Origin of the sequence: Halobacteriovorax sp. RT-2-4 (assembly GCF_047085445.1) — a bacterium.
Lineage (GTDB): Bacteria > Bdellovibrionota > Bacteriovoracia > Bacteriovoracales > Bacteriovoracaceae > Halobacteriovorax_A.
In genome coordinates, this window is the sequence record NZ_JBKIXY010000001.1 from 2,111,721 (window position 1) to 2,136,654 (window position 24,934).

Below are 24,934 nucleotides of genomic sequence, written 5' to 3' on the forward strand. Positions count from 1 at the left end.
GAGGTATAAATGAGTTTTTTTATTGAACAAATAGGACGAAGTGGATTAATTGGACTTATTGGTTTAATCTTCTTTCTATTTTGTTATCGCTATTCAGTTGGTATTTTTGATTTAATTGAAAAACAAACATTTGGTACTCGAACATATATTTTAGAAAAGTTTGAATTACTTTTTATCGACGTCAAGCCAGATCATGTTACGTATGCACTCCTAGCATTGTCATTTGGACTTGGAACTCTAACTCTTATTACTTTTGGTTTATTTGGAAGTTGGGGTGGTGGAGCGTTTCTTGGCCTAATCGTTGGTTTTGTAGGATTTAAGGCGCCTAAACCTGTTGTTGATTACCTCGTTAATCGTCGTATTTTAGCTTATCAAAACCAGATGGTAGATGGTCTAACTCTGCTTTCAAATGGTCTTAGAGCAGGTCTATCAGTACCTCAAGCTCTTGGTATGGTTGTTGATGAGATGCCTCCTCCTATCTCTGAAGAGTTTAATATTATCCTGCAGCAGAACAGAGTTGGGGTAACTTTAGAGGAGTGCTTCGAAAACTTGGCAGAAAGAATTCCTACTCAAGACAATGATATGTTCGTTTCAAGTGTTAATATTTTACGCGAAACCGGTGGTAATCTTGCTGAAGTTTTTGACACTATTGTCACTGTTATTCGTGAACGCATTAGATTGAAGCAAAAAATCGATACCGCCACGGCCCAGGGAAAGTTTCAGGGCTTCACAATTGCGGCCATGCCCTTTGTAATTCTAGCTATTTTCTCTGCAAATGATCCAACTCTGCTACCAAAGATGTTTTCTTCGGCCATTGGGATTGTCTTATTTGTAGTCGCCTGTGTTTTAGACGGTGTTGGAACCTTCTTCATTCTTAAAATAGTGAAAATTAAAGAATAAAGTTATTATATGTTTAAGTTTTAGTTAAAGGCCTCCGATATGCCTATGGAGAGAATGAAGATTCTTTAACTAAATAAGGATACAAGTCATGAGGATCAGTTTAAAACTATTAGTACTATGTTTGTTTTCACTGGCATCGATTGCTGGTGTAAATCTGAAAAACGGAAATTTCTACATTACGTACACGGATATTATCGTACCTGGTGGTGGGAATGACCTAGTTGTTGAAAGAACGTACAACTCTAAATCTCCTGGAAAGGGGTGGTTTGGTTATGGTTGGGGTTCTGATTATGAAACTTTCTTAGTTGTTTCAGCAGATGGTTCTGTAACAGTTCACGAGAATGGTTCAGGTGCTAAGACTCGTTTCACTCCAAGACAGGCTGTAGATCCTAAAGCAGCGGCAGAGAAAATCGTTGATGTGATGAGAAAGAAAACTTCTCTTTCGACGACAGTTGCAAAGACTCTTGTTACGAAGCTTACAAATGATGCTGAACTTAGACAAGCATATGCTAAGAAGTTCAATGTATCTTCAAACCTTGCAGTGGGAACTGAACTATACTCAAATGTTCGCGGGCTGCAAAAAGTCGTAAAGACAGCCAAAGGTTATATTAGAAAGTATAATGATGGAAAAGAGAACCACTTTGATAAAGAAGGTAAGCTTATTCAAGTAAAAGATAAGAACGGATATGTTGTTAATCTTGATTACACGAAAGAAGGTTCACTAAAGTCAATCAAGGACTCAATGGCCAAGCAAATCTTTTTTAAGTGGTATCCAAATGGTCTTGTGAAATCAGTAGAATCTGGTGCTGGTAAAAAGACGACTTATACTTATGACACAAATTATAACTTAGTAGATGCAAAAGATATTTCAGGGAATCATTTCAAGTATGATTACGATGCTAATCATAATATGACTCTTATTACTTATAAAGATGGATCAACTCAAAAGATTGCTTATGAAAAGAAAACTCAATTTGTAAAAGAACTTACAAAGAGAAGTGGTGAAGTAATTAAGTACTCATATGAGAGTAATCCTAAAAACCCTGATTTCCACTACTGGACTTTAGTAGCAAAGAAATCACCAACTAAGAAAGAAGTTGTAAATCGTTATGAGTACGAGATCAAGAAGAAACCAGACGGATCTCACTATACTTACAGAATCCTTACTGTAATTAATGGGCTTAAAACAGAGACGATTTATACAGAGTGTTGTTCTCTTCCAAAGCAGATTAAGAGAGGAAATCACGTAACTAATTTTGAATATAATAAAGATGGACTACTTGTTAAAAAGGCTTCTTCAAGAGGTGACTTTGTAGAGCTTGAGTATCACAAGCAATTTAAGAAGATTACTAAAGTAGTTAACCCACGTGGTTGGACAGAGTTTGACTATGATAAGAAGGGTAACCTTAAGAAAGCTAATAACTCTAAAGGTATGTCTGTTGTTTTACTTTACGATTCTAAAGGTCGTATTTCAAAAATGATGGATTTAAATAAAAAGACTAAGCAGAAAAGAGCTCTTGAGTTTCAATACAATGCTCAAGGTAAGCCAGTTGAGATTACTATGAATAAAGTAGGAAAGATCAACGTTAAATACGATAACTACGGTGAGATTCTAAAAGTAGAATCGAAAGCAGGACATAAGATGGCCTTACAAGTTACTCAGGCCTTCCAATCACTCTTAGCAATTGTTAAGCCTGCTGGTGTAAACCTAAATATGTAATTGGAGGGATATATGAAGAAACTACTAACGCTTTTATTGGTTCTTGGATCATTTAGTATTTTTGCTGCAGAAAGTGCGGCTACTGGTGAAAAAGATGGTGAGTGTCCAAAAGTTAACTTAGATAACAGAGATACATCACCTACAACTGCTATACCATCTTCATCTGAAGTGCCGGCAACACCAGGTGGAACTACATCTGATCAACAATAAGATTATTTTAAATTTATTATCTTATACTAAAGGGCCCGTTATGAAACGGGCCTTTTTTTGTTAAAAATCTAAACACTGTACAAAATATTACACCCTCTATTGCTCTAACTACTTAAAAAGACATCCGGAAAGTTGGCATTTTCCTTGCTTTATAAATAGCAAAGAAACAAAACCATAATGGGGGAAATTATGAAAAAGTTAGCATTAGTATTTTTATTTCTATTAAGTGTAACAAACGTATTTGCATTAGATGAGTCAGGAACTAGCTGTGATGATATGTATGCAAGCTCTGATAGTGTAGCAAGTGTAGAAGCGGAAGCTCCAGCAGCAGCACCAACATCATCAAGTTCATCAACTCAATCGATTGGACAATAAAATTTAACTCAAACAATTATATTCAACTCCTTAAAAAGCCTGGCCACGTAGTCAGGCTTTTTTTTGCCTGAACTCCTCAAATACAGCTATAATACATTTATGGACAATAATATAACGACTGCATATTGTGCTCAGAAAGGGCGTGAAAATTTAAACTACTATGACCGTATCAGTGCCCTTGAAGCTTTAGAAGCTGAAATAAAGGCCCGTGAGAGGGATATTTTAGCTGCACTAAAAGCTGACTTAAGCAAGAGTGCATTTGAGTCTTATCTTTCTGAAATTGATTTTTGTTTACATGAAATTAAGCTCATAAAGAAAAAGTTGAAAAAGTGGATGAAGCCTAAGAAGGTTTTCTCTCCGCTTCCTTTCATGCCTGCTCGAAGTGCTATACATAGTGAACCGTATGGACAAGTTTTAGTCATTGCTCCTTGGAATTACCCATTTCAATTGGCCATGGTTCCTCTAATTGGAGCAATTGCGGCAGGCAATAAAGTTATTGTTAAACCTTCAGAGTTAGCGCCGGCCACTTCTAAAATAATTAATACAATTATAACTAACGCTTTAGATAGTGAGATAGCTGCAGTTATTGAAGGTGGTGTCGCGGAGACCACAGAGCTATTGAGTTTAAAATTTGATTATATCTTCTATACTGGAAATGGTCATGTCGGTCGAATTGTGATGGCGGCAGCGGCCAAGTTTCTAACACCCTTAACTCTCGAATTAGGTGGTAAATCACCAGCGATAGTTGGAACGAAGAATATCGATTTAGCTGCTAAGAGAATTGTATGGGGGAAATTTTTTAATGCCGGTCAAACTTGCGTTGCTCCAGATTATATTCTTATAAAAAAATCAGATGAAGAAGCTTTTCTCAAAGCGACCCAAAAATATTTAAGAAAATTCTATAGTGATGAAATTAAACAAAGTGGTGACTATGGTAGAATTATTAATGAGAGGCATTTTGATAGACTCTCATCTCTGATCAATCAAGACGACATTGTTATTGGTGGAGATGTTGATAAGGGACAATTATATATTTCTCCAACTTATGTAAGGGCCAACAAAGATAGTGCAATTATGAAGGATGAAATATTTGGCCCTATTATGCCTATTATCAACTCTGAAAGTTTAGATGAGTCAATTGAGTTTGTTAAAAGCTATGATAAGCCGCTTGCTTGTTATGCTTTTCTTGATTCTAATAGCGATAAGAAAAAGGTTATTGAAAGCATTAGCAGTGGTGGAATGGTCATTAATGATACGATTGTACACTTATCAAATGAAAAGCTGCCATTTGGTGGCGTAGGTGAGTCAGGAATGGGGGCATATCACGGTGAGTTCTCATTTAAGCTTTTCTCTCATGAAAAAGCCGTTATGAAGAGAAGCTTTTGTTTAGAAAATGATCTACGTTACCCTCCTTATGAAAAGAAGGTTTCATTTGTCCGTAAAATTATGAATCTACTGTCTTAATAATTTACGGTCATTGAAAGCTTTTCAATACTCAAAAACTTATATTAATTATTAGTATAATAGGGTCATGAAAATGGCCCATTTTTATATTCTTTTATTAAGCTCACTTATATTTGCTAATTCTTCTTTAGCACTAACTATTTTAGATCGTGCTGATATCCCTGAGGTTTTTCAAAGAGAATATATCTATACATCTTCGCAGAGGCATTCATTTGTACAGACATATGGAGTTACAACTTGTGTTGCTGTCGTTATGAGTAATGCAGATGGAAAATCGATATTGGCCCATCTTGATAGTGGGACTAAGTTGAATGGCGCGATTTCAGATTTTGTGAAGATCTTGGGTGATGTTAATTCTATTCGTTTATATGGAGGACAGCCTCCTTATCGTTTAGAAGAAAATATTATTTCTGAATTATCAAAACATAGTTTATACCCAGAGCTCATTATACGAAATGAAAATAATGAATCACTAAATCTTATTCTAGACCTTAGGACTGGAGATGTTGTTGAATATGACGAAATGCATTCATCCACAGACTATAGAGTTGCTAACGAAAAAGTTAAAAGATTGAAGTTCTCTTCCCGTATAAGTCGCCATGAAGAATCCATAGGTGGAGGAGATATAATCGAAGTTGATCAGTCTAGTAATCAATTTGACTTTAATATGTTTTTACTTCCGTAATCTTTCTAACATGCTAGACTTTTTCTATGAAAAGTCTCAAAACAATTATTTTAATCTTAAGCTGTTTTTTATCAATTACTACCCTAGCTAAAGTAGCTGCAAAAGAAGTCTTTAAAACAAATGACATTATTTGGGGACTTACCTTTATCAATGAAAATGAAATTCTTTTCACTGAAAGAGGTGGAAAGATCAAGTATCATAACTTTGAAACTAAACAAACAAAAGACTTACTTGCTCCTAGTGTGAAGGCCCGTGGCCAAGGTGGAATGCTAGATATTGTCTATAAAAAAATAGGTGATAAGTCCTATGCATATTTCACATATTCTTCTGAAGTTAAAGGGGTCGTTGTTACAACTTTAGCTCGTGCGCAATACTCTAAGGCTCAACTGAAAAAGTCTGAAGTTCTTTTAGAAACCAAGATTATAAGTGATACAACTCGCCACTTCGGTTCACGTTTATTATTTAAAGGTAACTTTTTATTTATGACTGTAGGAGATCGAGGAGAAAGAAAATATGCTCAAGATCTCTCTTATCATAATGGTAAAATTCTTCGTTTAAATTTTGATGGTAGTGCTGCAAAAGGAAACCCGTTTGAGAATAAAAGTGGTGCCCTAAAAGAAATTTGGAGTTATGGACATCGCAATCCACAGGGCATTGGGATGAACCAGAAAGGAGATGTCTTTAGCTGTGAGTTTGGGCCGCGTGGTGGCGATGAACTCAATCTAGTAAAACCTGGGCTTAATTATGGATGGCCAGTAATCACATATGGAAAAGAATATTGGGGCCCAAGCATTGGTGAAGAGAAGAAGAAGGGAATGGAGCAGCCCCTTGTGCACTGGACACCAAGTATCTCGCCATCTGGTATGGTTGTATATGAAGGAAATAAATATAAGGACTGGCAAGGAGATATCTTTTTAGCGGCCTTGGGAAGTGAGCATCTCAGAAGGCTTAAAATGGATGGTAATAAGGTTATTGCACAAGAAAGCTATCTTGAGGAGCTTGAAGAAAGGATGCGCCAGATAGCTATTTCACCGGCCGGAGAGCTCTATTTAACGACTGATTCGGGTAAGATACTAAAGGTTGTAAGGTAAGTGTTAAAAATCTAGACAGCAACGAAAAATCGTATACATCTTAAACATTTACTAGTGTTTAAGTTGTTGAAAACACAAGTCCTTTTGTTGGCATACATCATGCATTGAATATAGTGACTACAAAAGGAGAAGTATTATGAAAAAGTTATTTTTATTATCTGTACTAACACTACTATCAGCTCAGGTGTTTGCCGGAGTAAAAGAAGCATCGACTAATACATCTGATGATTCTATTTGTGAAACGAGGGGACTAAACCTCAAACAAAAAATGCAAGAAATTGATGAGTTAATTGCGAGTTCTGGTGGGACAGTTGAAAGAGAGACTGAGTCAAAGTCGATCAATCAATAATCTATTCACTTTCTCGTAATACTTTTAAAAGGGCCTCACGTTCTTCAACAGTGTACTCACCATGTTGATAGTCATCGAGAGCGTCGAGGTCCTGAGCTTTCTTTGCGACAGGCTTCGCAAACCCAGAAGATTCTCGTTTAACATAATCCACTTTTTTTGCAGTATTATTGAATAGCTTTACAGTTATTTCTTTACCTTCACTAAGGCTAGTACTTAGGTAAAAAGCTATCGTTGAGTAAACTTTTTGAGTATAAGGCTTCAAAGGTTTATTTACACTATCAAATACTGTTGAACTTTTAGAAACTGGAAAAGCTAAAATAAGAAAACTAATTGTGAAATAAATTAAAAACCTAAACATTAAATTAACTCGCTTTTTCTGATGCTATATCGTGAGTCAACTTGTCAACTGCTCTAAGTAGATCTTCACGCTTAAATGGCTTTACTAAGAAGTCTTGCGCTCCAGATGAAATCGCTTCAATACAAACAGATTCAATATCAAGTGAAGACATCATCATAATTTTTGCATTAGGGAAGTTATTTGCTACTGATTCAGCTAGTTCTAGGCCACTAATTTCAGGCATAATAACATCAATGATAAATAGAGTTGGCGAAACGTCAAAAGATAGTTTTAGCGCTTCCTGTGCATTTCCAACACAGCCAACGACCTCATATCCTTCTTGCTCTAAAATATCTTTAACAGAAGTTCTAGAGATCTCAGAGTCATCAACAATCATTACTTTCATTTCTTCTTTTCCCATATACATTCCATTTTAAGTTAATGTTGGATAAAAAAAAAGAGGGCCTTGTTGGCCCTCATTATTTAAGCGGCAACGCCTGCTTTTCTTTTTTCTTGATGTTTTTCGTCCACTTTTTTCATTTGAACTTCTTTCTTGTAACCTGCCCAATCTACTAGAGCGATATCAAGAACTTCATCAATTGTTTTAACAGGAACAAAATTAATCTGTTCTCTTAGGTTTTCAGGGATATCAACAAGATCTTTCTTGTTGCCCCATGGGATAACAACTGTTGAGATACCCATTCTAAGAGCAGCTAATGCTTTTTCTTTTAGTCCACCAATTGGAAGAACTTTACCTGTTAAAGTAATCTCACCAGTCATTGCAACATCACGACTTACTGGAACGCCTGTACAATTTGATACTAGGGCAGTTGCTAGCGTGATACCTGCAGAAGGTCCATCTTTTGGAGTGGCTCCAGCTGGTAAGTGTACGTGAAACTCGTGGTTTTCAAAAATATCTTCATCAATTCCCATGTAAAGTGCACGTGATCTGATGTAGTTAATTGCTGTTTTTGCAGACTCTTTCATTACGTCACCAAGTTGACCTGTAAGAGTTAGTCCTTGTCCTTTCATCTTTGTTGTTTCGATGTAAAGAACTTCACCACCATGAGATGTCCAAGCTAGACCAGTTGACACTCCAACTTCATCCTCATCTTTGTGATCTTCTTTTACGAAGATTGGTGGACCAAGGTATTTAACAACAGTATCTTTCACGATGTGTGTTTTTCCCATATCGCCTTTTGCAATTTTCATTGCAACTTTACGACATAGTGTACCGATTCTTCTTTCTAGATTACGAAGGCCCGCTTCAGATGTGTAGTGCTCGATAACACTCTCAACACCTTCATCAGTAAATACTACGTGCTCATCATTGATACCATTTTCATCCATTTGCTTTGGAATGATATATCTCTTAGAGATTTCAACTTTTTCTTCTCTTGTGTAACCAGATAGATTGATTACTTCCATACGATCTCTTAATGGACCTGGAATATTTTCAAGCATATTTGAAGTCGCAATAAACATACAGTTTGAAAGATCAAATGGTACATTTAGGTAGTGATCTCTAAACTCAACATTTTGTTCTGGATCAAGTACTTCAAGTAGTGCTGCTGATGGATCACCTTTGTAGTCACCAGATAGCTTGTCGATTTCATCAAGTAGAACAACTGGGTTGTTTGTTTTTGCTTGCTTCATCGCTTGGATAAAACGACCAGGCATTGCTCCAACATATGTTCTTCTATGACCTCTAATCTCTGCTTCATCTTTTACACCACCAAGAGAAATTCTTACAAACTCTCTTCCCGTAGCACGAGCAATTGACTTCCCAAGTGAAGTTTTACCTACACCAGGAGGACCTTGGAAACATAGGATTGGTCCTTTCATATCATCACCCTTAAGTTGTCTAACTGCTAGGTGCTCAAGAATTCTTTCTTTGATTTGAGTAAGTTCAAAGTGATCTTCATCAAGGATCTCAAGAGCTGAGTCAAGATCAATATGCTCTTCAGATTTTTTACTCCATGGAAGGTCACACATCCACTCAATATAATTTCTCATGATGCTTGCTTCAGATGAATCTGGGTGCATCTTCTCTAGACGTGCAAGTTGCTTTGTCGTTTCTTTAAGAACTTCTTCTGGCATACCTGCTTCTTCAACTCTTTTCTTGAATTCTGCGAATTCATCTTGCTCTGAAGAACCATCACCAAGTTCTGATTTAATTGCCTTGATCTGTTCCTTAAGGAATACATCTCTTTGATTTGCACTTTCAGTTGAAGAGTTTGTCTTCATCTTCTGTTGCATCATTAGGATTTCTAATTCACGATTTAGAATATCATTGATTGCGTGTAGGCGATCAACTGGATCTAATGTTTCAAGAATTGTTTGTGCTTCAGAAACGTGTAGATTTAAGTTTGATGCAATTAAATCCGCTAGTCTTGAGGCATCTGTAATATCTTCTAGAACCATTAAGATATCTGGAGAAAGAACTTTTCCGAGTTGAATAACTTTTTCAAGTTGTTCTTTAATAGTTCTCATAAGTGCAGTCGTTGCAATATTAGAGCTATCAGTCGTAATATCTTCAACCTTTTCAACTTTAGTAATATAGAAAGGTGATTGTTGTTCAAATGAAGTAATTCTAGCTTTTGATAAACCTTGAACTAGAATTTTGATTCTTCCATCAGGAAGTTTTCTCATTCTCATGATCATGGCAACAGTACCAAGTTCATAAATCTCTTCTGGTGCAGGATGTTCCGCAACAATATCTTTCTGACTCGAAAGTAGAATCAGACGATCTGAATGATTAATAGCGTGGTCAATAGCTTTGATTGATGCTTCTCTACCAACAAATAGAGGTAAAATCATAAATGGATAAATAACTAAGTCTCGGATTGGTAAGAGGGCCAATTCTTCCTTAAACTCAATGTTCTCACCCTCGTAATTTGTAACCATAAATCTTTCCTCCAACAGGTCGGCGCAATATAGGCAATTTGTTCTTAATTAACATCGGGCAATAAAAAAAACTCTTTAATAAAAAGAGCGAAAATGCGTGATTTTTTTGAGTTTTTTAACTGATTTTTTTGCTATGATTTAGTTAATGTGTTGTAATCGCATAGAGTGAAAAGAGACCGATATAGTCGGTTATTAGGAGTTTTTATATGTCACAGAAGACAACGAAGAAAGTTGCGGTAGTTGTATTAGCTGCAGGTAAGGGAACAAGACTTAAAATGGATATTCCAAAACCTCTTGCACCTTTACACCAAAATACTTTAGTCGATTATGTCATCGAAACATTTAAAGATTTTGGAGATATCACTTTAGTTACTGGTCATCAACGTGAACTTGTTGAAGAACATGTTAATGAACGCTTTACAGGTATAAATTACGTTTATCAAAAAGAGCAATTAGGGACAGGGCATGCCGTTCAGACTTATTTGAACGATTTTGAAAACTCTCGTGGCTATGATTATACAATTGTGACATGTGCAGATACACCATTAATTACAAAAGAAACAATTAACGCTCTTATTGAAGAGATTGAGAAAGGCTCAAATGCAGTTTGTGCAACTTTTTCAGCAAGTAATCCTACAGGTTACGGAAGAATTATTCGTAAGGGGACAGGCTTTCAGATTGTTGAAGAAAAAGATGCAACTGAAGAGCAAAGACTTGTGACAGAAGTTAACTCGGGTCTTTATATTTTTAAAACACTTTATTTAATGGATCATGTATTCAATCTTTCTGATAATAATAAGTCAGGTGAGTTTTACCTTACAGATACCTTTAACCCAGAAGCAAATGTAACACCACTTCTTTTTGAAGACGCTCGTGAGTTTTTAGGCGTTAATAATCTTATTCAATTGGCCGATGCAGATATCTATCTAAGACGTGCGATTGCAGGTTACCTAATGTTAGAAGCTGGAGTTCGCTTTACAGATCCATCACATACTTATTGCTATTCAAAGAATATTGGTCAAGGAACACACCTTTATCAAAATGCATTCATCGATGACAAAACAGTGATTGGAAAAAATGTTGTGATTGAGCAAGGTGTAACAATTAAGAATTCAATTATTGAAGATGGTGCCATTATTAAGGCCAATTCATATATTACAGATTCAAAAGTTTCTAAAGGTGCTTCAATTGGACCGATGGCGCAGCTTCGTCCAGGAAGTGATATTGGTGAAGGTGCAAAAATTGGAAACTTTGTCGAAATAAAAAAATCTAAGATTGGTAAAAAGTCAGCTGTTTCACACTTAAGCTATGCAGGAGATGCTGAAATTGGCGACAATGTAAATATTGGTTGTGGCTTCATTACTTGTAATTACGACGGGGCCAATAAGCACAAAACAATTATTGGTGATGGATCTTTTATTGGATCTGATTCACAAATGATTGCACCTATTGAGATTGGTAAAGAATGCTATGTAGCATCAGGTTCAACAATTAGCAAAAGTATGCCAGATGGATCATTTGCAATTGCCAGAGGGCGTCAAGAGACGAAAGAAGGCATGGCAAGGCGTTTCATTAGGAAAAAAAGCGACAAATAAGCCTGCAAAAATTTTATTTTCGCCCGCATAATGGTATCTTTCTTTAATTAGTATTTTTTAAACATATAAGGAAGTGACTATGTGCGGAATTGTTGGGCATCTTGGGCCATCAAATTCAGTTGACGTTGTTCTAGAAGGACTTAGAAGATTAGAGTACCGTGGGTACGATTCAGCTGGAGTTAGTTTCATCAGCAAAAATGATGAGCTTCTCGTTTATAAAAAAGAAGGAAAAATTGGAAACCTTGAAGCTGAGCTTGAAGGTAAAGATATTCATGCAAGATCTTGTATTGGGCACACTCGTTGGGCCACTCACGGTGGTGTAACAGATTACAATGCGCACCCACACGTTTCGACTAAAGATGGAATTGCAATGGTTCACAATGGAATCATTGAAAATGCCAATGAAATTAGAAATGAGTTAAAAGGGCATGGAATTTACTTTGAATCAGAAACTGACTCGGAAACATTTCTTGGGCTTTTAATTTTTCATAAGCGCCGAGGTACTCCAATCAAAGAAGCCGTAATTAAATCATTTGAAAGAATTGAAGGATTTTCTGCATTTGTTGTATTAAATCGTGAAACAGATGAAATCTTTGCAATTAAAAAAGGTGCTCCATTAGTATGTGGAAGTAATGAAGTAAATTCTGAAGTATTTGTTTCAAGTGATCCATATGCTCTTGCTGGTATGGCCACTCGAATTTACTTCCCTGAAGATAATGTTCTTTGTCACCTAAGTGTAAAAAATAATCAGCTATTAAATTTTTATGAGCTTGATGGATCTAAGACTCATCGTTATATGTCAAAAGAGCAAACGATCGATCACGATCCTGCATCTAAAGGTGATTTTGAGCACTATATGCTTAAAGAAATTCACGAACAGCCTGAGTTAATTCGTTCTCTAACTCAATATTACTTTCAAGGTGAAGGAAAAGAGAGTTTAGAGTCAGCAATTAAACTACCAATGGATGCAATTAGTATTACAGCTTGTGGTACTGCTTACTATGCTGGTCTTGTAATTAAAGATTACTTCGAATCAAATAATCGCATTAGATGTTTTACAGAAGTTGCAAGTGAGTTCCGCTACCGCAATCCAATTCTTAGTCAAAATGAACTAGCAATGTTCATCTCTCAGTCTGGTGAAACAGCAGATACTTTAGCTGCGCAAACGATGTGTAAAGAGAAAGGAATGAAATCACTTTCAATTGTAAACACTGAAGGATCTACTCTTTATCGTGACTGTGATGTGAATCTTATGATTCGCGCAGGTGTTGAGATTGGTGTTGCTTCAACAAAGGCATTTACTCAACAAGTATTAACTGGAAAGACTCTTTCAGAAGTTATTTCTAATGGTGGTATGTCTGATGATTTAAGAAACTCTCTTTCTTCACGCTATAGTCTTCTTGCTGAAAGAGTTGAGCAACTTTTAGATAATACAAAACCAATTAAAGATGTTGCTGATGCAATTTATAAGTATAAAGGTTTCTTCTATACTGGTCGTGGAGCATATTTTCCAATTGCCCTAGAAGGAGCACTAAAGCTTAAAGAAATCGCTTACGTTCACGCCGAAGGTTATGCTTCAGGTGAGTTAAAGCATGGTCCAATTGCTCTTATTGATGAAGAGAAAGTTAACGTTGCCCTAGTCGGTGAAGATTTATTTGAAAAAACAGTTTCGAATATTCAAGAAATTAAGGCACGTAAAGGTCTTATTGTTTCAATTGGTCCAAAAGGTAAGGAAGATTTAAGAGAGATCTCTGATCACTATATTGAATTAGACTTTGACGGGCTTGGAGACTTGGCACCACTTTACGTAAACGTAGTAAACCAACTTCTTGCTTATTATATTGCGAAGAATTTAGGGACAGATATTGATAAGCCAAGAAACCTGGCAAAGTCAGTTACTGTTGAATAAAAAGAAAAGAGTAAATTAGGAATTTAAATGAAGTTAGATCACCTCAATATTCAACAACGACAAGCCGTTAAAGAGATTGATGGACCAATGATGATCCTTGCTGGTGCAGGTTCAGGAAAGACGAGAACTCTTGTTACAAAGATTGCTTATCTTTTGGAAGAGAAGAATATTTCTCCATTTCAATTATTGGCCCTTACATTCTCAAATAAGGCCGCCAAAGAGATGCGTGATCGTGTCGGGCGTGATGTCAGCTGTGATGTAGGTGCACTTCAAGTAACTACTTTCCACTCTTTTTGTGCAAAGATGCTAAGGTCTGAGGCAAATTACTTAGGCCTTAGTAGAAATTTTACGATTTATGATACTAGTGAGCAAAAAAGTGTTGTTAAAGCGATCTTAAATCGACGTGGAATTTCACAAAAAGAAACTTCTCCATTTGAAGTTTTATATTTTATTGAAGACCTAAAAAATCACGGTCATTATCCTGATCGTGATATTTCAGATAAAGATTATGAAGTAGAAAGTGATGATATTTTCTACGATATGTATCTCGAGTACGAAAAAGAGCTGCACAAAGCTAACGCCACTGACTTCGGTGGCCTTATTTCTGGTGTTATTCAATTATTTGAAAAATTTCCAGAAGTACTCGAAAGATATCAAGAGCGTTTTCGTTATATTCTTGTCGACGAGTATCAGGATACGAACCGTGCCCAATTCGACCTAGTCACAAAACTAGCAAAGAAAAGAAGAAATATTTGTGTTGTTGGGGATGAAGATCAATCGATCTATTCTTGGCGTGGAGCGGATATTCGAAATATCTTAGACTTTGAAGAAGTTTATAGTGATGCTCAAATTTTAAAGTTGGAACAAAATTACCGTTCTTCTAAAAATATTATTGAAGCAGCAGGAGCTGTAATTGCACGAAATACTCAGCGTAAAGGCAAGAGTATGTGGACTGATAATCCAGAAGGTGAATCAATTGAGATCGTTGAGTGCTCTAGTGATAGAGAAGAATCTGACTTTGTCGCAGAACAATTAATCCATCATCATAGTGAAGATGGTGTCAATTACGATGAAATGGCCGTCTTCTATCGAACGAATTCTCAGTCGAGACAAATTGAAGATGCACTTAGAAAATCAAATATCCCATATCGAGTTGTTGGTGGGATTAAGTTTTACGAAAGAAAAGAAATTAAAGATCTAATTGCTTATATTAGACTTCTTGTTAATGACAAGGACTCGCTAGCATTAAGTCGAATAATCAATGTACCAACTCGTGGAATTGGTGCCACAACTTTAAGAAAGATTGAAGAGGAGGCGATTAAGTCAGATAGTTCTCTTTGGGAAGTTGTGAATAGAGTTGTGGATAACCCAGAAGATTTTAAACATATAAGGCTTTCGTCTCGAGTTAAGTCTTCACTGTCTCAATTTGTACATCTCATTACTGAAGCTAAAGTAGCTCATGATGAGGGGGAAGCATTAGAGACCGTATATGAAAAGCTCCTTTATGAATCTGGCTATTGGGAAATGCTTCGAGCTGCAAAGGACTATGAGTCTCAAGCTCGAATGGAAAACCTTGAAGAGCTTGGAAGTGCATTTACACAATTTGAAGATCAGAACCCTAACGGACGTTTCGGAGCATTTCTAGAAACGATAACTCTTGATAACTCAGCAATTGGACAAGAAGAAGAGAATCAAGGCGAAGTTTCTTTAATGACGATTCACGGAGCAAAAGGGCTTGAGTTTGAATATGTCTTTGTGACAGGAGTTGAAGAGACTGTTTTTCCAAGTTATCAATCGATTGAAAATGGAGAAACAGCAATAGAGGAGGAGCGTCGACTTTTCTACGTTGCGATGACAAGAGCGATGAAGAGACTTTATATTACATTTGCCCAAGGTCGAATGTTATTTGGTCAGCTACGCTTTAATGGCTTTAGTCGATTTATCCAAGAAATACCGAATAAATTTTATATATGGAAAAAGCTAGGTGGTGGACGCCAACAATCAATGGATGATGATTGGGACGATCTATGCGATCCAGTTTACGATGATGAACCAGTTTACCGAGTTGAAAAATCGCCAAGTATAAGTGCAAAAAAAGTAACTTATCCTAAGGGTTCAAGGATTGTTCACTCTCTTTATGGAGAAGGAACGGTTTTAGAATGTATCGGACCTTCAGGAGATGAAAAGGTAACGATTAAATTTAATGACGGTGCACAAAAGAAATTTATGGCAAAGTTTGCGCCACTGACTTTAATCTAAAATACCATTGGAGGGTATGTGAAAACTAAGTCACCATTAAAAATAATTTTTTTATTTTTAGCGTTTCTAATTGTTTTTTCTGCAATTATTTTAATTGTTGCTAAACGAAACTTAAAACCAGATGCAATTAGACAAGCTTTTACAACACAGCTGCAAAAAACATTACCTAATGCGGAAGTTTTAACGCAGTCTCTAGACTATTCCCTAGGCCTTAACTCTAAAGTGAATATTAGAGGAGTTGATATTCTCTATCCTCATGGTGGAAGAAAACTACCTCTATGCTCATTTGAAAATCTTCAAATAGAGATTCCATTTTGGACGATGTTAATGGGTTACGGAACAATTTCTGTTAATATTGATAATCCTAAAGTTAGCTATATAGAATTTAAGAAGGGATCAAATTGGGAAAACTCTTTTGCCTCAAAAGCAGTTGTAAGCTTTGAGCAGGAAGATAAAAAATCAATCAAGAAAAAAGAAGAAAGTGAAAATAATGGCCCTGGTCTGGCCGTCTTAAGTTTTTTCTCTGACGCCTCACTAAACTTTAACGTAACAAATATTAATGCAAATTATGCATTAAGAGATAGTGGTTTTGGTGAAGTAAAAATTGAAAAACTTGCTTTAAGAGATATTGGTTTTAATACAACTTCTGTTTTTGAACTTAAGTCTCACTTCATTCTTTCTAAAGGAAAAACAAATGAAACATCATTTGACCTTCTCATTATTGGAGAGACGGTACTAGATAGATGGTTAGAAGAGAAAAAACTGAACTTTAATGCCGAAGTTGATATTAATAATATAAAGTCGAATTTAATTGTTAAGCCATTAAAAAAATTCTCTGTAAAAATGGACGGTGATGTTGAAAAGAAATTGATGTCTTCAAAGGTTGTGGTTGCTCTGGAAGAACATCAGTTCATGAAATCGAAATTAGACTACGACTTAGAAAAGGGAATATTAAAGTTACATAATATAAATTTAGAAAGTAATCTTGAAAATATTGTTTCTTATTTTGTAAACGTTGCAGATTATGGCGTTAAAATTAAAGATGGAAATCTGAGAGTTGAGGGAAGTATCACTTCGAAAAATGAGAAGCTATTCCCAAGTCTTACAACAACAGTTGATAGTAATCTCGTTGCACTTGGAATTCCTGTAAATGTTAATGTGAAAAATAATCTCAATAGCAAGCAAATCAGATCTGCAATTGAATTGAAGTTATTGGAAGGTATTGTAAAAGTAGGTCAGTCTACACCTTTTGTTTTAGGAGTTGACCGTTTCGATTATTTAAAAACTTCTACAGTGAATTTACATTTACAAGATATTCAAATTCCGACAGAAATTAAAGAAAAGATGCCGGAACATAAAACGGTTCGAGATGTCGAAGTAAAAGATGAGAATACTGATATTGATATTTCTAGTACAAGTGGTGAGGTATTTTCAAACTATCCTGTAAAATCAAAGATTAAATTCTCGAATGTTATTTTAGGTGAATCACCGATTAATGGTCAGTTAGGTATAAGTGTAAATAGAAAGAAATTAAGTATTTCTACAAATAGGCTTAAACTTGGAACTGCTCCTTTGAATCTGAACCTTGAGTCTGAGATTCATAAAAAGGGAAAAACGACTGAGCTAAAAGCTTCATTCACTGACGTTGATATTGTAAGCGCTGCTCTTTTTATTCCAAAAGGTATTGTTAAATCAGTTGAAGGTAAAGCGTCGGGTAATTTAGATGGTAAAATGATTGGTAAAGAGTATGACTTCAATGTCGCTTTAAATATCAAAGAAGCTAAGCTGCATAAAATAAACTTAGGTAAGGTCGTTGGAAACTTATTTCAGAAGCTTGATAAGTTAGCGAGTAAAGATATTACAATTAACGGTGACATTAATGAGGTATCTTTCAATGGACGCCTAGACGATCGCTATCATCAATTTAAAAGTTATAAGGTTATTTTAGATGAAGGAAAATATGCTTTAGAAGGCAATGGGAAAATTGATTTCAAGGCTCCAGGTGAATTACTTGGAGCGGTTGTTGTTAATGAAGAAGAATTAAAGCATGATCTGAATAGAGACTATGGAACAGCTAAAATTCCTTTCCGATTAGAAGGTATTGGGTATGCGCTAAATACTGACTATAAATATACTCTCGAAGAGTTAGCAAAGAGTGCCGCAAAAAATTTATTAAAGAAAGAATCAGATAAAGTCCTTCAAAAAAATAAAGGCAAAATTAAAAAATTATTTAAGGGTATTTTTAAAAATGACTAAAAACTTAATTGCTTCGGTCGATATCGGATCGAACTCTACACTTTTGCTCGTTATTGATCGCGATACAAAGGAAATTGTTCAAGAGTTTTCTACAATTACAGGACTTGGACGAGGTTTAGATAAAGAAGGTGTTTTTCAAGAAAAATCAATGGAAGATACTTTTAAAGCTTTAAAAGAGTATAAAGAGGAATGTCTAAGATTAGGTTGCAAAAATATTATTATTACTGCAACAGAAGCTTCTCGTGTTGCTAAGAATGCACCTGAATTTTTCTCTAGAATTAAGTCTGAACTTGATTTGGATATTGAAATTATATCTGGAGAAGGAGAGGCTTTCTATACTGCTTTTGGTATTAATGAAATGATGAAGAAGAAATCCAAAAAACAACTTATTTTAGATGTTGGTGGAGCTTCAAGTGAATTAATTTTAATAAAGACAAAGCCGTTTGAAATAATTGAAACGGTTTCTTTACCAATTGGTTCAGTTCGAGTTGATGACTGGATTAGAGATGGCCAACTAAGAAATAAAATAGCTGAAATTTTTGAAAGCTTTAACCTAGAATCTTATCTTGGACAGGATGTTATTGGTGTTGCTGGAACTCTTACTAGTTTAGCATTAATGTTTTCTGGTGAAGCTTCTTATAATGCGGAAGCTATTAATGAATATTCAATTTCATTAGCTGATTTTAATGAAAGTACTGATCGAATACAATTAGTAGATTCGAAAGCTCTTGGAAAACAATTTGCTTTTCTTGGAAAAAGATCAAAAACAATACAGTCTGGAGCGATTTGTGCACAGACTATTCTAAATAAGATTGAAGCGAAGAATATCCATTTTTCAACTTATGGACTTCGTTATGGTACGGCACTTAGAGGAGAGATCGATGACGTTTACCGCGTATGAAACGAGTAAGGTTGAGATTGAAAGCCTACTTTTTAAAGAAAGTGCAAGTGCTGAATTTGTCTTCCTTGTGAAGTCAGGAACGCTTTTAACTGTAAAAGAACAAAGTGGAAGACTTGTACCAACTGGTACTCATAAGAAAGGTGATTTCTTAGGTGTTTCGGGGGGAATCAATCGTAAGGTTTATGATGAGTCTTGTTTTACAATTGAGGATGTTGAAGTCGTCCCAATTCCAATTACAGAAATTTCAAAAATTATCGACTCAAATGAACTGTGGCTTAAAAAAATTGTTAACACAACAATTGATCGTCTTGATAGTGCTATTAATATTTTAGCAGAACATAAAATATTCGATACAACTAAAAGTAGCGACTTTGTTTTTACTGATGAAGTAGAAGCTAAATTTAGGAAGTTAATCAATGAATAGACTATCGTTATTCTTTCTTTGTGCGTTCTTAATAGGATGTAGTGGCAATAATAATGATTGGCATGGTGGAGCTGATGCTAACTCAAATGGAGTTCGCGATGATATTGATAGCTGGATAGAGAAGAAGGCCAATGGAAATGAGAGACTAAAAAATGCTCTTGTTAATCTTGCTAAGATAAACCCTGCCAAGTGTGAATATTCTATTAAGGCAAAATGTCTTGATCAGTTGAGTGAGGATGGAATACTTCTTCAGATAGAGCTATTAGATCTTCAGTTAAATACAAAAGAGTTGAGGGCAGAATTTGAGGGCAACATTAAGAACTGCCCCCAAATCGATGATCGTAAAATTAATTATAAATGTGATTTATAGACTTAGTCGTCCTCTGTTGTTGAGGGCGACAATAGTATCTGTGACACGCTTTCTTGCTCTTTGAATATCGCGTGCTTCATTTGCACCAAGATTTTTAACTAGGTAAGAGTAGGCTTCTTCTGCCGCTTCTCTAGGTAAAATTGTAAGAACTTTCTTTTGAAAAGATTTCTCACATTCTTTAAGTGCAACACCAATCACTGGTGCCTTAATAAATTTAACTACTTGATTTAAGTCGATCTCATCTAGTGCGTAGATCGTATCGAAAGTAATACTTTCAGCATAAAGTTCTTTAGCAAGTGTAGGATTTCTCATTTGAATATTTTTCAAAAGAGTCGCCCTTTCATCCGCATTCATAAACTTCAGCATCTCAATAATTTGAGCCTTTCCATTTATAAATACACCACCATTTTGCTTATTAGCTTCCATTTACTTTCCTTTGGGAGATTAAGCCTCTTCCCATTTCATTTTTTCTTTCATGTATTTCTCTCGTGCTTGCTCAAGCGTGTCCTTGTGGGACTCATTCATTTGCGAGATCTGATTATCATGAGTTTCTTTAAGTTCTGCAACTCTGGCCTGATGAGACTTTTTCATATTTTCAAGCTCAAGCTCCATGCGACCATGTTCTTCTTTAACAAGTTCAGTTTGCTTGTCTCTAATTTGCTTTAACTTAAGTTCTGTACTGTTTTCAACACTTTTAATTTCTGTTTCATAGTGTTTGTTGAGTCTTTTTAGGTCTGCAAGATGCTTTTTCTCAGTCTTCTGATACTCCTGAGAGTTCTCAAGCTTTGCCTTCTTTAGTTGATAGGAGTGTCGCTTGTACTCTTGCTGTTTGAATCTCTCTAGCTGTTGGCGATTGATTTCTGTTGACATAAATTACTCTTCTTTGACTAGGACATAAAAGCGTCCTAATATATTTTAGTAAGTATTTAACTGTAAGTGAATGGAGGCAAATATGTCCTTAAATAAAGGCCGTCGCGTATTTTTAGTAGGTGGAAAACGAACACCATTTGGTAAATTTGGTGGTTCTTTAATGGATATTAAGCCAGTTGACTTAGCTGTTGCTGCCACAAATTCACTACTTAGTGAAACAGGTGTTAAGGCCGAGCTAATTGATCAGGTAATCCTGGGCAATGTTGTTCCTTCATCAACAGATACTATGTATGGGGGAAGGCATCTCGCTTTAAAAGCCGGTTGCGCTGAAAATACTCCTGGAATTACTATTAATCGACTATGTGGATCGGGTATTCAGGCAATTCTCGATGCTGTTCGTCTAATTAAATTAGAAGAAGCAAGTTGTGTACTTGCTGGTGGAACTGAGAATATGTCGATGGTTCCTCATTTAACTTATGGTTCACGTTTTGGTACGAAATACGGATCATTGAAGAATGTTGATATGCTCCTTGATGCTCTAACTGATCAACATGCAGGTTGCCCTATGGGGATAACTGCAGAAAATCTTGGTTCAAAATATGAGGTGTCTCGTTCGGACTGCGATGAATTCGCACTTTTATCACACCAACGTGCAACTGCAGCTTATGAGGATGGAAAACTTCAAAAAGAAATATGTGAAGTAGAAATTAGAAAAGGTTCAGTTAATAAAGACGAACATTTAAGAGAGGGTGCTTCTCTTGAAGATATGAATAAACTTCGCTCATCTTTTGTAAAAGATGGACTTGTTACTGCAGGTTCTGCTTCTGGTATTGTTGATGGTGCGGCCGTTGCACTTGTGGCAAGTGAAGACTTTGTTAAAGAGCATGGGTTAAAGCCTATTGCTGAAATTATTGATGGTGCAGTCGTTGGTGTTGACCCTACGATAATGGGAATTGGTCCGGTGCCGGCAATTCGTAAACTTTTAGCAGATAATAAGATGGAACTTGATCAAATTGATCTTGTGGAAATAAATGAAGCATTTGCAGCTCAAGCACTTGCTTGTATGAAAGAGCTTGCCCTAGATATAAATAAGGTTAATATTTGGGGGGGAGCGATTGCATTAGGGCATCCTCTTGCGGCATCTGGAACTCGTATTACGACTACTTTGGCAAATCAACTTGCAAGTGAAGGTAAGGAGTATGGAATTGCGAGTGCTTGTATCGGTGGTGGCCAAGGAATTGGTATTTTAATTAAAAGAGTTTAAATGAAAAATATTAACGATGAATTAAAGTTTTTTCATCATGATTATGCATCTTTTCGCGATTGGCTTTGCCTGGATATCCAAAATGTTACTTGGCAAGGAAAGTACCGTGAAGATTTTGAACGTTTTTGGGATGTATTCTTTGATGAAGACTTAACTCTTTTTGAAATTTCAAAAAGATTTTATTATATCATCGACAATATTCACGTAGGTCCACTTGAGTCTTGGTTTACTTGGCTTAGGGATAAATTTATTTGTTTTGTTTTTATTTCTCGAGATATTTCAATTGAAGAGCTTGCTAAAAATTTACACCAAAGTGAGCGTGATACTTCAATTTTACTGCGTAGTTTTTTTGTCGAGGTTTTTCCTCAACATGAAGATTATATAAATGAGCATTTCACAATTAACGATATTCTTTCTAGGAATCGTGATTTTAGCGCCAATAAGTTCGTTACCGAACTAGGTGTTGATCTGACATTTTCAGGAAGCCATAATCACGAAATCTTAACTTCGATGGAAGTTACTCTCTATCAAGAGTGGATTTATTTTGTAAAAAAAATGGAGAAGGATTTTCGTGGAACAACTTTTAATATCTCAAGGTTAAAACTTAGAGATAATTTAAGTGCGAAAATGCAGAGCCTTGCTCAAGTCTTTGCCTTCATTGGGATCGCAATTTTTCTTGTGTGGGCCATTGAGTTTGCAAATAGAACTTATGAAAAATACTTATCAGATAAGATCAGTGTTTACGAGCCTCAGTTTCGTTGGGAAAATGAAGGTTTAAAGTTCACTGATGAAACAATTGCTGATCAAGAGCAAATTGCACAATTTGAATTAGATATTAAAGATATTGAAAATGTTGATGATACTGAAAACTTCCTAGGGGAAACTTTAGAAGATGAAGAACGTGATGAAGTAGAATCGGAAGTTGTACTAACTTCTATTGATACACTTCCGCGTGATATTTCGTCAGCAGATAGAGAGCAGTCTTCATTTGAAGAAGATATTAAAGGTGGTGGGTATCGTGATAGTCGTTACGGTAACACAAAAGTTTATCGTGTTATGATGAACTCCGCTGATACTGATGATACGAGAAAACGTCTTGGTAAACTTCTCGACCTCTATCAAGTAACTCAAGTTGATAATGTAAAGCCTGGGCTAGCGGTACCTGGTGGTTTCTATTACAACCTTTATGTTCCAAGATCTTACTTGAAAGAATTTATGGCCCAAGTTAAAGGGGATGACTCCGTAATTATTTACGAATCAAGAACACGAACACGTCGTAACCCACCTGGAAAAAATAAGGTGTTTATTTGGCTTAAGGCAATTTAGCCCTTCGCGATAGCTACATCTGCCCATCTGGAATACTAAAGCATCCGCAAAATTGATTGGCTAAGGCCAATCTATTGTTTGCGGTGCTAGCCCACTAATCTTTAGCTTTAAAATTATTCGAGAGGAGTGTATATATACACGACGGTTCGCCTCAAGGGCCGACGATTCGGAAAACAGTCGGAAGGATCTACATCTGCCCATCTGGAATACTAAATAGCGTCTTTACTTCACGAAGTAATTGGTGAGTCTGACCAAGGAACCACCATTGTCTAACAAATCCAATCAGCATTGAAGCGATGAACCCATATGCAACACCAGAGTGAGTTGTCTTTTCAACCATATTCGTATCGTGAGCACCACCAAGAAAGAATGCAATCATTCCTAGAATGATCATTAGCATTGTCCAAGGAATAGTTTGTCTCTTTGCAAGGTCAGCTTTGTGAACATATCTTTTAACTTTTTCTCTATAAGGAGTTAAATCACCTGGTGCTTCATCAAAAAGCTCATTTAAATTTTGTTCGCTAGTCACTATTAAATTGATGTTATTAACTAGGCGTGAAACACCGATGAAATAAAACATCACAAATGCTTGTGCGAAGATTGTATAAAGATAGGCTGGAATGGCCAATTTAATGTGGCTAATTCCCACATCAATAAATCCTAGTGCTACGCAAGTTGTTAATCCAATTGCAGCAACCATGATAACGATCAGTCCTCTAAGTAGATAGGCCATAATTTCACCTTTTATAATTGTCAACTATACTCTAATTTGCTAATTCTTATCCCATATTTAATAAAACATTTACTATAAGGCAATTTCTTCGTGAGCGAGAAAAATCAGAACACTAAGTTAGATAAAAAACTACTCGAAAGTAATCCGGTAATGGGCTCTTTAATGGTTCCTATTGCTATCGTACTAGTAGGAGCACTGATCATTTTTGGTGTGACTAAGATGCTTTCTAACGATCACTCTTATAAAGACCTTGTCCACGAGATGAAGTCTAAAACCTTTGGTAATAAGTGGATTGCAGCATTAGAGCTTTCTAAAGTTATCTCTGCTGGAGCAGTAAAAGAAGAAGATATCCCTTGGTTAGTAACAAACCTAAGAGATATTTATAAGACGACAGTAGACCCAAGAACACGTGACTTCATTGTCGTGGCCATTGGTGCCCTTGGACATGAAGGGGGACTTCCAGTTCTTGAGCATGCACTACAAACAAATAATCCAGAAATTAATTTTCATGCGATGGTTGCACTATCAAAAATGCCTAAAGGTATTTCGTTTGATTGGAGCATCGTAAAAAGCTTTATTGAGAAGAATGACGCGGCTATGGTTCAGGTAACAATTCTGACTCTAGCTACTCATAATGTTGATGGTACAGAAGATTTATTTATTAAGAGGCTAAATAGCGACCTTGGTTTCTCTGTGAGATATGCCGCAGCAACAGCGTTAATCGCATATAAGAGTGATCAAGCGATCCCTACTGTAAATGAAATTCTTACTCTAAATGATGAGTCTTTAGGTAAGAAGTTAACGGTTCAGGAGATCAGTGGTCTAAAATTTAATGTACTCACTGCATTAAAGAGAGCGAATTGGAAAAAGATGGCGCCAAGCGTCGAGAAAATGATTAATATTGAGAAAGATATAAAAGTAGTTAGTCTTGCAAAGGAAGTTTTAAATTCGTTGAAATAGTGATAACATCCTTCAAAGTATAAAATGAA

Annotated in this window: 24 protein-coding genes; 18 read left to right on the top strand and 6 right to left on the bottom strand. The window is 36.0% G+C overall.

Annotation, left to right across the window (positions count from 1 at the left end; genetic code table 11):
* Nucleotides 1-9 precede the first annotated feature (9 nt).
* The 8 genes from ACMAYL_RS10170 (at nucleotide 10) to ACMAYL_RS10205 (ending at nucleotide 6,794) form a co-directional block, all read left to right on the top strand.
* Nucleotides 10-900 (top strand): type II secretion system F family protein, encoded by an 891-nt coding sequence (locus ACMAYL_RS10170; protein WP_103218422.1) that lies wholly within the window; start codon nucleotides 10-12, stop codon nucleotides 898-900.
* An 88-nt stretch (nucleotides 901-988) separates the two neighbouring features.
* On the top strand, nucleotides 989-2,620 hold the full coding sequence (locus ACMAYL_RS10175) for an RHS repeat domain-containing protein (RefSeq protein ID WP_103218421.1): 1,632 nt from the start codon (nucleotides 989-991) through the stop codon (nucleotides 2,618-2,620).
* Between the two features lie 12 nt (nucleotides 2,621-2,632).
* Nucleotides 2,633-2,830 (top strand): hypothetical protein, encoded by a 198-nt coding sequence (locus tag ACMAYL_RS10180; RefSeq protein WP_103218420.1) that lies wholly within the window; start codon nucleotides 2,633-2,635, stop codon nucleotides 2,828-2,830.
* Nucleotides 2,831-3,019: 189 nt separating this feature from the next.
* Nucleotides 3,020-3,205, top strand: coding sequence for a hypothetical protein (locus ACMAYL_RS10185; protein ID WP_103218419.1), 186 nt, complete (start codon nucleotides 3,020-3,022; stop codon nucleotides 3,203-3,205).
* 99 nt (nucleotides 3,206-3,304) lie between these two features.
* Nucleotides 3,305-4,669 (top strand): aldehyde dehydrogenase family protein, encoded by a 1,365-nt coding sequence (locus ACMAYL_RS10190; protein WP_412471053.1) that lies wholly within the window; start codon nucleotides 3,305-3,307, stop codon nucleotides 4,667-4,669.
* 67 nt (nucleotides 4,670-4,736) lie between these two features.
* Nucleotides 4,737-5,354, top strand: coding sequence for a hypothetical protein (locus ACMAYL_RS10195; RefSeq protein ID WP_146037870.1), 618 nt, complete (start codon nucleotides 4,737-4,739; stop codon nucleotides 5,352-5,354).
* 26 nt (nucleotides 5,355-5,380) lie between these two features.
* Nucleotides 5,381-6,445, top strand: a complete 1,065-nt coding sequence (locus tag ACMAYL_RS10200) for a PQQ-dependent sugar dehydrogenase (protein ID WP_412470420.1) — start codon at nucleotides 5,381-5,383, stop codon at nucleotides 6,443-6,445.
* A 136-nt stretch (nucleotides 6,446-6,581) separates the two neighbouring features.
* Nucleotides 6,582-6,794 (top strand): hypothetical protein, encoded by a 213-nt coding sequence (locus ACMAYL_RS10205; RefSeq protein WP_103218416.1) that lies wholly within the window; start codon nucleotides 6,582-6,584, stop codon nucleotides 6,792-6,794.
* A gap of 1 nt (nucleotide 6,795) precedes the next feature.
* Here the strand turns inward: ACMAYL_RS10205 and ACMAYL_RS10210 are convergent, their stop codons facing one another.
* From ACMAYL_RS10210 to lon, 3 genes are all read right to left on the bottom strand, one after another.
* Nucleotides 6,796-7,152: a hypothetical protein gene (locus ACMAYL_RS10210; protein ID WP_103218415.1), complete on the bottom strand. Its 357-nt coding sequence runs from the start codon at nucleotides 7,150-7,152 to the stop codon at nucleotides 6,796-6,798.
* Nucleotides 7,153-7,156: 4 nt separating this feature from the next.
* Nucleotides 7,157-7,552 (bottom strand): response regulator, encoded by a 396-nt coding sequence (locus tag ACMAYL_RS10215; protein WP_158246902.1) that lies wholly within the window; start codon nucleotides 7,550-7,552, stop codon nucleotides 7,157-7,159.
* Between the two features lie 62 nt (nucleotides 7,553-7,614).
* Nucleotides 7,615-10,038, bottom strand: coding sequence for an endopeptidase La (gene lon, locus ACMAYL_RS10220; RefSeq protein ID WP_103218413.1), 2,424 nt, complete (start codon nucleotides 10,036-10,038; stop codon nucleotides 7,615-7,617).
* A gap of 206 nt (nucleotides 10,039-10,244) precedes the next feature.
* On the opposite strand from lon, the gene glmU reads away from it, so the two are divergent.
* The 7 genes from glmU to ACMAYL_RS10255 all read left to right on the top strand — a co-directional run bounded on the left by glmU (nucleotide 10,245) and on the right by ACMAYL_RS10255 (nucleotide 19,752).
* Nucleotides 10,245-11,633 (top strand): bifunctional UDP-N-acetylglucosamine diphosphorylase/glucosamine-1-phosphate N-acetyltransferase GlmU, encoded by a 1,389-nt coding sequence (gene glmU, locus ACMAYL_RS10225; RefSeq protein ID WP_412471054.1) that lies wholly within the window; start codon nucleotides 10,245-10,247, stop codon nucleotides 11,631-11,633.
* A 79-nt stretch (nucleotides 11,634-11,712) separates the two neighbouring features.
* Nucleotides 11,713-13,542, top strand: a complete 1,830-nt coding sequence (gene glmS / locus ACMAYL_RS10230; protein WP_412471055.1) for a glutamine--fructose-6-phosphate transaminase (isomerizing) — start codon at nucleotides 11,713-11,715, stop codon at nucleotides 13,540-13,542.
* Between the two features lie 27 nt (nucleotides 13,543-13,569).
* On the top strand, nucleotides 13,570-15,801 hold the full coding sequence (locus ACMAYL_RS10235; protein WP_103218410.1) for an ATP-dependent helicase: 2,232 nt from the start codon (nucleotides 13,570-13,572) through the stop codon (nucleotides 15,799-15,801).
* 18 nt (nucleotides 15,802-15,819) lie between these two features.
* Nucleotides 15,820-18,057, top strand: coding sequence for a hypothetical protein (locus ACMAYL_RS10240; RefSeq protein WP_412471056.1), 2,238 nt, complete (start codon nucleotides 15,820-15,822; stop codon nucleotides 18,055-18,057).
* Nucleotides 18,050-18,958 (top strand): hypothetical protein, encoded by a 909-nt coding sequence (locus ACMAYL_RS10245; RefSeq protein ID WP_412471057.1) that lies wholly within the window; start codon nucleotides 18,050-18,052, stop codon nucleotides 18,956-18,958. The genes ACMAYL_RS10240 and ACMAYL_RS10245 overlap by 8 nt, the downstream gene beginning before the upstream one ends.
* The gene (locus ACMAYL_RS10250) at nucleotides 18,939-19,382 is read left to right on the top strand and encodes a cyclic nucleotide-binding domain-containing protein (protein WP_158246901.1); all 444 of its coding nucleotides are present in this window, start codon (nucleotides 18,939-18,941) and stop codon (nucleotides 19,380-19,382) included. The genes ACMAYL_RS10245 and ACMAYL_RS10250 overlap by 20 nt, the downstream gene beginning before the upstream one ends.
* Nucleotides 19,375-19,752, top strand: a complete 378-nt coding sequence (locus ACMAYL_RS10255; RefSeq protein WP_103218406.1) for a hypothetical protein — start codon at nucleotides 19,375-19,377, stop codon at nucleotides 19,750-19,752. Before ACMAYL_RS10250 ends, ACMAYL_RS10255 begins: the two co-directional genes overlap by 8 nt.
* Here the strand turns inward: ACMAYL_RS10255 and ACMAYL_RS10260 are convergent.
* Both ACMAYL_RS10260 and ACMAYL_RS10265 read right to left on the bottom strand, forming a co-directional pair.
* A complete protein-coding gene (locus ACMAYL_RS10260; RefSeq protein WP_103218405.1) occupies nucleotides 19,747-20,178 on the bottom strand; it encodes a FliG C-terminal domain-containing protein in 432 nt (143 codons plus the stop codon). The two genes, ACMAYL_RS10255 and ACMAYL_RS10260, sit on opposite strands and share 6 nt — an antisense overlap.
* Nucleotides 20,179-20,196: 18 nt before the next feature.
* Entirely contained in the window at nucleotides 20,197-20,622 is a 426-nt protein-coding gene (locus ACMAYL_RS10265) for a hypothetical protein (RefSeq protein WP_103218404.1), read from the bottom strand.
* 82 nt (nucleotides 20,623-20,704) lie between these two features.
* Here ACMAYL_RS10265 and ACMAYL_RS10270 point away from each other — a divergent pair, with 82 nt between their 5' ends.
* Complete coding sequence (locus tag ACMAYL_RS10270; RefSeq protein WP_392993708.1) at nucleotides 20,705-21,886, top strand: thiolase family protein; 1,182 nt, start codon at nucleotides 20,705-20,707, stop codon at nucleotides 21,884-21,886.
* Nucleotides 21,887-23,212 carry a hypothetical protein gene (locus ACMAYL_RS10275; RefSeq protein WP_412470416.1) on the top strand — a complete coding sequence of 442 codons (1,326 nt, stop codon included), beginning with the start codon at nucleotides 21,887-21,889 and terminating at the stop codon, nucleotides 23,210-23,212.
* A 187-nt stretch (nucleotides 23,213-23,399) separates the two neighbouring features.
* Here the strand turns inward: ACMAYL_RS10275 and ACMAYL_RS10280 are convergent, their stop codons facing one another.
* The gene (locus tag ACMAYL_RS10280; protein ID WP_103218401.1) at nucleotides 23,400-23,945 is read right to left on the bottom strand and encodes a hypothetical protein; all 546 of its coding nucleotides are present in this window, start codon (nucleotides 23,943-23,945) and stop codon (nucleotides 23,400-23,402) included.
* 90 nt (nucleotides 23,946-24,035) lie between these two features.
* Between ACMAYL_RS10280 and ACMAYL_RS10285 the strand changes: the two genes are divergently transcribed.
* On the top strand, nucleotides 24,036-24,905 hold the full coding sequence (locus tag ACMAYL_RS10285) for a HEAT repeat domain-containing protein (protein WP_412470529.1): 870 nt from the start codon (nucleotides 24,036-24,038) through the stop codon (nucleotides 24,903-24,905).
* Nucleotides 24,906-24,934 lie beyond the last annotated feature (29 nt).